The 7902-nt window shown below is 46.9% G+C and carries 6 protein-coding genes; 4 read left to right on the top strand and 2 right to left on the bottom strand.

All coding sequences use genetic code 11. From position 1 onward, the window contains the following. Positions 1-783 precede the first annotated feature (783 nt). Together FU659_RS16435 and FU659_RS16430 are read left to right on the top strand one after the other, a co-directional pair. Positions 784-1260, top strand: a complete 477-nt coding sequence (locus FU659_RS16435; RefSeq protein ID WP_147948577.1) for a CcdC protein domain-containing protein — start codon at positions 784-786, stop codon at positions 1258-1260. 99 nt (positions 1261-1359) lie between these two features. Further along, positions 1360-2100 (top strand): DUF3105 domain-containing protein, encoded by a 741-nt coding sequence (locus tag FU659_RS16430; RefSeq protein WP_147948576.1) that lies wholly within the window; start codon positions 1360-1362, stop codon positions 2098-2100. 5 nt (positions 2101-2105) lie between these two features. Here the strand turns inward: FU659_RS16430 and FU659_RS16425 are convergent, their stop codons facing one another. Then, a complete protein-coding gene (locus tag FU659_RS16425) occupies positions 2106-2888 on the bottom strand; it encodes a helix-turn-helix domain-containing protein (RefSeq protein WP_147948575.1) in 783 nt (260 codons plus the stop codon). Positions 2889-3009: 121 nt separating this feature from the next. On the opposite strand from FU659_RS16425, the gene pyk reads away from it, so the two are divergent. Next, positions 3010-4422, top strand: coding sequence for a pyruvate kinase (pyk, locus tag FU659_RS16420; protein ID WP_147948574.1), 1413 nt, complete (start codon positions 3010-3012; stop codon positions 4420-4422). A 202-nt stretch (positions 4423-4624) separates the two neighbouring features. Here pyk and FU659_RS16415 read toward each other — a convergent pair whose 3' ends face one another. Further along, the gene (locus FU659_RS16415) at positions 4625-5470 is read right to left on the bottom strand and encodes a YihY/virulence factor BrkB family protein (RefSeq protein ID WP_147948573.1); all 846 of its coding nucleotides are present in this window, start codon (positions 5468-5470) and stop codon (positions 4625-4627) included. Between the two features lie 118 nt (positions 5471-5588). Here FU659_RS16415 and FU659_RS16410 point away from each other — a divergent pair, with 118 nt between their 5' ends. Then, positions 5589-7895 carry an ATP-dependent helicase gene (locus FU659_RS16410; RefSeq protein ID WP_261807858.1) on the top strand — a complete coding sequence of 769 codons (2307 nt, stop codon included), beginning with the start codon at positions 5589-5591 and terminating at the stop codon, positions 7893-7895. Positions 7896-7902 lie beyond the last annotated feature (7 nt).

The raw sequence follows: 7902 nt of genomic DNA, 5'->3' as shown, positions 1-7902 counted from the left end.
TCTTAAACACACGGTGAGGCGATTGTTCGACCCCAGCCCTGGGTTTATTCGCCGTACTCCCACCACCTATGTTACCTAGAGAAGGAGCCCGAACTCCCCAGAAAATTAGGTCATTCGAGACTCAAAAACCACGAAAATGATGAAAAAGGTGGGTGGGCACTCATTTTATCCACGTTGAATCGACAGCCACCTTAGGCGTTGTTAGCGACCAGAAATAAGCTGTCCATTCTTCTAACGAACTCAAGCGACGTTATGGGGTCAATTATGAGTGAATGGATGAGCTTTTACTTGTAATAACGCGTCTAGAGTTCGTTAAAACGATAACTCTTTGTCATTTGATCAAATAAGGCTTACTGAGTTCGTTAGGCGTCCCCGTCAAAAAAAGGAAAGACTCTCGACATGGTAAAACCGACCCGATGCCAAAAGCACTATCGGAGTTGGATAACACGCTCAGATACTAACCATCTCCCCCTCATCATAAACAGGAAAATCTCAGGCAGCCGAGACTTTCTCGACACCCAGAGATTCTCCATTCAAAGCGTAACTAGCCATGACTACGTTCATCGAAAAAATATCATCTCAAACATGCTCCATTCCAGCCTTTAATTTTAGCAAAAAGGGTAACCCTCAGTCCTCTCCTGAAAACCTATACTTTCTATAATGTTAAAACTCAAGTTAACATGACATAAGTCACCCGCGTCTGATTACTTATCTCACTGTTGCAAAGGACCTCTATCAGAGATAATTAATTTATTGAATCAACACTTTAGGAGGTCATTAAACATGAACGCAACCGTATCTTTAGCTATCTCCATATTGATATTTGTCCTGATCCTGCGTGGTCAACTGCGAGGTATGCAAACGCCAATCAAGAAATCTGGAATTCCATTATTGCTGCCGATTCTGTACATTTCTACATCATTATTGCAATTAATGGATCCGAACCTGCGTGTGCAAGGACAACAAGTATTCCTTGCTTTGTTCATAGGTCTGGTCATTTCCATTCCTCTTATTCTAACGACTAATTTTGAAGTTCGAAACAATGGATCGGCATTTATTAAACGAAATAAAGTTGTTTTCATGATCCTAATCACGGTCTTTGCCCTTCGATTTATATTTGTGTCCTTGGTTCCGACAAGTGATTCAAGCACGCTTGCATTTCTTTGTAATTTGGTCACTTTAAGCTATATTGTGATTTGGCGCTCTGTCAGTTTTATGAAATTTAGACGCACCCTGGGCCATGCTCCGCTCACTCAATAATGGCAATTCGGTGGAACAAAGTTGACTTCCTGTGACGATGAAACTACAATATGTAGTGTAACAATAACTACATTTTTCGCCACAAAGGAGCTTTTGTAAATGGACCATTCGAATATGCAAAATATGCAGCAAGGAACTGATTTAACTACGATATTGCTTTACATCGGCCTAATCATTGCTATATTGGCAATTGGTGGATATGTGTTTGCTGCGCGGGCACACAAGGAAAACACAAGCAGCTTGAAAAAAGCGGAAAAACAAGCGCTGCGTAAAAAGCAAAAAACATGGCTCCTGATTTCCCATGCTCTTGTCATTATAGCTATTTGTTCCGTTGGAACCTCACTCATTCAGCGTTATTCCAGCCAAAATAGTATAGAGAGGCTCAACTACAACGCTCCCATTCAGGTCGTGACGGACAAAGATTATGGCCGCGGGCATGATGACGGTACCTTGACCTATGAAATGAAAATCCCAACCTCAGGCACGCATAGCCCGCACGATTTGAAATTCGGTTTTTATAAAGAGAAGCCACCTACTGAAAAGCTTGTCCACAATTTGGAGCATGGCGATATTATTATTCATTATCATCCCGATGCTCCACAGACGCTCCTTGATCAGCTTGAACCTTTAACCCATTTTAAGAAAGCTGGGGCAGGCATTCTGGCTGTGCCAGATACCGCGGTGCCGAGTGATCAGGAGGTTGTTGTAACAGCTTGGACGAAAACGATGCAGTTAGCGAAATTCGATGAAAAAAGTGTCGGCACCTTCATCTACCAGAACATCAATAAAGGGCCAGAGCAAATACCGCCTGAAGTAAGGCAAGGTGGCGGAACCATGTAAGCCCCTTACTTGCGTACAACTTCGCGATCTGATACGAGATCCGTTGGTACTAAACCAGTCAGACGCCGGAAAACCCTGTAGAAATAAGAAGGATCGTTATAACCGATAAACTCGGATATCTCCGTTACCGTCAAGGCGGAATGCCTAAGCATGTAAACGGCTGTTTTGATCCGTGTGGCGTGAACGAATTCACTGATCGTTTGCCCTGTCACCTTGCGAAAAAGCGTTGCTGCATAGTTCGGAGATCGGCTAATACACGCCGCCAATTCTTCTTTAGTGACATGTTCGCGATAATGGTTCTGGATATACCCTTTCATCTGATCCACTAACAGAGCCGTAACGGTTCTAGGGGCATCCTCGTCCCACTCTCTATGCAGATGAACAAACAGCTCTTTGAACAGCGCTTCGCACAGCGTCTGATAATAGGGCTGTTTGTCATGCCATTGTAAGTACATCAATCGAACCCGATCCAGAATCAACTCGTACTTGCCCGTCGCGCGGCTTTCATACTGCGAAATTTGCAGCAATGGAAAAGCATCCAACGTATCCCCAGCCGTGAATTGCACCACATATTTCTCATGAATCATTGTGGGGACATTCTTGCCATAGAACGGTGTTCCGCTTGGAATGAGCAGCCATTGTCCCTTTTCCAGCACCTGCTTTTTGTCAGCAATCCAGTACACGCATTTGCCATATGTCACCAGAACAAGCGTCCAATTTGGACTGCCCTCCTGATTTTCACCGTACCAGCTGCTGCTTTTGTCATAGGTGAAAGATACAACCTCCATCAAGAGCCCACCTTACATACTATAATACATATATCATACTATAGTTCATGGAACTACGGTTCATTTAGGGTTAAAATAAAGCCAACAATCATTCGTTACACTCGAAAGGAAGTCCTACACAATGCGTAAAACGAAAATTATTTGTACGATGGGACCCGCTTGCGATTCCATCCCTACTCTCAAACAATTAATTAACGCTGGCATGAGCGTTGCAAGACTGAATATGGCTCACGGCGACTTGGACGAGCATCGTGGTCGTATCCAGCGCGTACGTCAAGCGGCACAAGAGCTAGGTGTAACGATTCCGATTCTGATGGATATTAAAGGTCCTGAAATCCGTATCGGACAACTAAAAGATGCGTCCTACGATTTACAGCCAGGTGACAACATCGTTCTTACAACCGAGCAAATCATTGGCGACTCCAGCCGCGTTTCGGTCAACTATCCGGGTCTGCCGCAAGACGTGCAGCCAGGCAATCTTGTTCTTATCGACGACGGTTCTATTGAACTGCGAGTCGAAACCATAGAAGGTACAGAAGTAACGTGCAGCGTACTCAACCAAAGCGTTCTGAAGCAGCGCAAGGGTGTAAACTTGCCGGGCGTCCGTACATCCCTTCCTGGTGTAACAGAGCGCGATGTCATGCATATCAAATTCGGCGTTGAAGAGCAAATCTCCATCATTGCGATGTCATTCGTTCGCAACGGCAGCGATGTCAGAGAAGTTCGTGGCATTCTAGAGCAGCACGGAGCAGGACTTACACCGATTATCTCGAAAATTGAAAATGAAGAAGGTATGACGAACTTCGCATCCATCCTTGAAGCATCCGATGGCATCATGGTAGCTCGAGGCGATTTGGGCGTGGAAATTCCTACGGAAGAGGTTCCAATCGCTCAGAAGGATATGATTCGCGCTTGCAATCTTGCTGGCAAGCCGGTTATTACGGCAACTCAAATGCTGGATTCCATGCAGCGGAACCCGCGTCCAACACGCGCGGAAGTAAGTGACGTCGCCAATGCCGTGCTTGACGGCAGTGACGTGGTCATGCTTTCCGGCGAAACTGCCGCGGGCAAGTATCCCGTTGAATCCGTGACGATGATGGCAACAATTGCTGAGCGCGTAGAGCAAACCATGGAGCGGAATTCATTGATCGACGCACAGCTTCAATCCAATAACGAAGTGACCGAAGTGCTGTGCCAAGCTGTTGTATCCTCGGCCAACAAGCTGCAAGCGGCAGCTATTCTTACGCCTACCGAGAGCGGCTTTACGGCTCGTATGATCGCTAAGTATCGTCCGGTAGCTCCTATTATCGCAATTACTTCCAGCGAATATGCCATCAGCTGCCTAAGTATGGTACAGGGCGTCATTCCGATTCGCGGTGAATTTTATGAATCCACCGATGCGATGATTCGTTCAGCCATCGGGCAAGCAGAAACACTCGGCTATGTGAAAAAAGGCGATCTCACCGTCGTTTCCGCCGGCATTCCGATCGGCAAGTCAGGCACGACCAACCTGTTGAAGGTTGAGCGGGTTTAGAGATCCATCTCGTCCATGCATGTAACAAAAGACCTTCTCTGATGTAGTAGTCAGAGAAAGGTCTTTTTTCACTCTTATGTACTTTGAATCACGCTTATCCGCTAAGAATGGAGAGGCTCCTCCCTATTATCAGCTTCTACAGGAAGATATCGCTTAGATGGCTTGGATGCCATCTGGAACGCATCGTGGGCTACCTCCGTGATTAGGAATCCGTTGTATGATCAAGCGAGTTCTCAGGCAACTGCTTCTTTACATACTTTAACGCATTAATTTCGCCGCCAATGATAATGATGAGCGCCGAGATGTAAAACCAGGTCATGAGGACGATGATCCCCCCTACACTTCCATATGTCGCGCTATAATTGGTGAACTGATTGACGTAAAAGGAGAAGCCAAATGAGGTAGCTTGCCAGCCTATAGCTGCAAACAAGGAGCCGGGAATTACGCTTTTACAGGTTAAACAAGTATTTGGCGCTATATAATAAATGCCGGTAAAAACGATGAACAGAATAATAAAGTTAGCAACCCACCGGAAATTGTTCCAAATGTCTACTGTTGCCGCTGGGATACGGAGATGCAGTTCCATCCACTCCCCGATCCATTCCCCAAACACACTAAGCAATAAGGCAGAAGCAATGACAATCAACATACCCAGTGTGAGCATCACAGCGAGAAAACGGGAATGAATGAAGCTTTTGCGCTCAGGCAGCCCATACGCTTTGTTGACCGCCAGCACGATTGAATTCATCGCTGCGCTAGCGCTCACGAGAGATAGAATCAAACCGAAGGATAGAGCACCGCCTCTTTTCACATCCAGCAAATTGCTTAGCGTTTCCCCCAACCAGCCTGCCACAGCTCCCGGTACATATTCTTTGATCAGACGAATGACATCCTCCGATGAGAAAGGCAAATAACCTAGCAAGCTCATAACAAATAATAAAAAAGGAAACAAAGACAGTAGAAAGTAATACGCGCACTGCGCAGCAAGTCCTGTTGCATCATGCTTCAAGAACTGGCTCCATAATAATTTGCCATAAGAAATCACCATAGCTCTATGTGTCCTTTCCTTCGTTCAAAATTTAAATTGTAACAGGCTCCTCCGCTACGCCACACACATATGTGGTAGAATAGGTAGTCCATTAATGCAATGAAATAGGTGATGTTTTGTGATTTCTCATAGTATTTACCCTACTCCATTCGGTTCCAAACAACCGATTGAACACTCCATTCCCCATGCTCGCATGGCCTTATTAACGAACAGCTCCGACTTCGTGTCCGATGAAGACCGGGACGCTTATTTTTTTCGCGACTTGGAGCATAGCGGTATCTTGTTGAACGAACCCCAGGTTCAGGCCGTACGCCATTTCAAAGGACCTTTGCTCACCTTGGCAGGAGCAGGCTCGGGCAAAACGACTGTTCTGGTGTGCCGTGTAGCTTATCTGCTTCGTGTTCATCGCGTCCACCCGGGCAACTTGTTGTTGATTACCTTTTCTAAAAAAGCAGCGGAAGAAATGCGAGAGCGTCTGACTTCGTTGCCTGGATTAGACAGCTCCATGACGAGTGTGATGCAAGTTAGAACTTTTCATGCATTTTGCCTCCGGATGCTGAGAATGAATGGTCTCAATCAAGATATTCTCAGTGACGGCCGTTATCAGCAAATCGTATTCAAACGCATCATGCTTGACATGGGATTACAGGATACCTATCAGCCCGAAGTGCTGATTTCCTTACTTTCTTCCTATACAATGCAGCTTGTCGAAGTCGATAAACTTCCGGAAAGCACCGAAGAAGAACAAGAAATCAAACGTATTTTTTTACAGTATGAACAGTGGAAAATGGAGCAGCACAAGATTGATTTTGACGATATTCTCGTCAAAGCGTACCATTTATTACAACAAAACTCCGATATCTTACGCTCTTTGCAGCGTAAATTCACTTATATTAGCGTGGATGAATTCCAAGATACGAATACGGTTCAGTACGAAATTATTAAAATGATTGCCACACACCACGAGAATCTAATGGTTGTCGGCGACGATGACCAGACGATTTATTCGTTTAATGGGGCACGCAACCAGTTTATTTTGCAATTCCATGAACAATATCCTGCGGCTCAAACGGTTACACTGGATATCAACTATCGTTCGACTTCAAGCATCGTAGGTCTGGGCAATGCGATTATCAAGCATAACGTTCAGCGTAAAAGCAAAACACTGCTGGCTACGAAGCAAAGTGAATGCAAGCCTCAATATGTAAGACCTTCAAGCAGCGATGATGAGGCAGACTGGTTAATTCAAGATTTGCGACTCAAAGTGGCGGAGGGCGGCCTTCTATTCGGCGATTTCGCAATCTTATATCGAACGGCCAGCAACAGCCGAGCCATTATTGAGCAGCTCATTCTTCACAATTTGCCGTTTGTTGATTACGGAAGCAACGACTCCTTCTACGATCAGTGGATGGTCAAGCCGATTATTGATCATCTAAGGCTTGCCCATGAACGGCGCAACTTCGAAGCGATCGAGGGTGTCCTACCTTCATTATATATCGGGCGCGAACAAGGCATGCGGATTATTCAAAACCAGGAAGCGATTCAGGCCAAAAAATGGCCGTTAATCCACCTCTTAGGCTTGCCCCAACTGAAGGACTTTCAAAAAGAGAAGCTGAAGGCTCGCATTCGCCTCATCAAATCCCTTGCCGAGATGAAGCCTGCAGCCGCTGTCCAAGCGATTCGCAAAGACTTCTACGATTCATTCCTGGAGACGAATAAGCGAAGCAAGCTGACCCATCACAGAGAGATGCTGAAAGAGACGTTGGACGAGTTGGAATCTTCGGCCAAGCGATTCGACACCGTAGAGCAGTTCCTTTATTTTATCCATGAGGTCGCGGAAAAACGCACCGAAATGAGCTTGCAGAAAAAAGAACATGCCGCGAATAAAATTTCGCTCATGACCATTCATAAATCGAAAGGGTTAGAATTCCCTATCGTGTATTTGCTCTGTGCGGTTGAAGGCAATATGCCGCACAGTTCTGCCCTTGATGCCGGACATCTGGAAGATGTCCGGATCGTTGCTGCTGCGGGGCAGGGCAAGGCTCCCGCTGCGCTGGAGGAAGAGCGGCGACTAGCCTACGTCGCCGTTACGCGCGCTAAGGCGGAGCTGCTGATCAGCTCGCCGGCGTTTTTCCGCGGGAAGAAGGCGGAGCCTTCCCGCTTCCTTGTGTCCGCGTTCACAGGCGCGGACACTGCCTTGGACAGCCGCAAGCCTGCGGCGGCTGGCAGTAGTCCTACGCCGGCGCGGCGACCGACCGCCGCCTTCGTGAAGCCCGCCGCAGCGGAGCAAGTCGCGGCGTGGATCTGTCAGCAGGCCGGCTGCAAGGCCTGGTCGCGGATCTCTTCGCCGCAGGAAGCGCGGCTTGCTGCCAAGGAGTGCCCCTTGTGCCGCGGGGCTATGGCTAAGGGCACCCGCATGGTTTGAAGTTAGC

Origin of the sequence: Paenibacillus sp. N3.4 (assembly GCF_008017805.1) — a bacterium.
Taxonomy (GTDB): domain Bacteria; phylum Bacillota; class Bacilli; order Paenibacillales; family NBRC-103111; genus Paenibacillus_E.
The sequence above is the reverse complement of the archived record's forward strand: the minus strand, read 5'-3'. Positions and strand labels throughout refer to the sequence as shown.

Bases quoted from the DNA above. Each gene is read 5' to 3' on its own strand.
- FU659_RS16435 (WP_147948577.1), top strand. From the start codon at position 784: ATGAACGCAACCGTATCTTTAGCTATCTCCATATTGATATTTGTCCTG.
- FU659_RS16430 (WP_147948576.1), top strand. From the start codon at position 1,360: ATGGACCATTCGAATATGCAAAATATGCAGCAAGGAACTGATTTAACT.
- FU659_RS16425 (WP_147948575.1), bottom strand. From the start codon at position 2,888: ATGGAGGTTGTATCTTTCACCTATGACAAAAGCAGCAGCTGGTACGGT.
- pyk (WP_147948574.1), top strand. From the start codon at position 3,010: ATGCGTAAAACGAAAATTATTTGTACGATGGGACCCGCTTGCGATTCC.
- FU659_RS16415 (WP_147948573.1), bottom strand. From the start codon at position 5,470: ATGGTGATTTCTTATGGCAAATTATTATGGAGCCAGTTCTTGAAGCAT.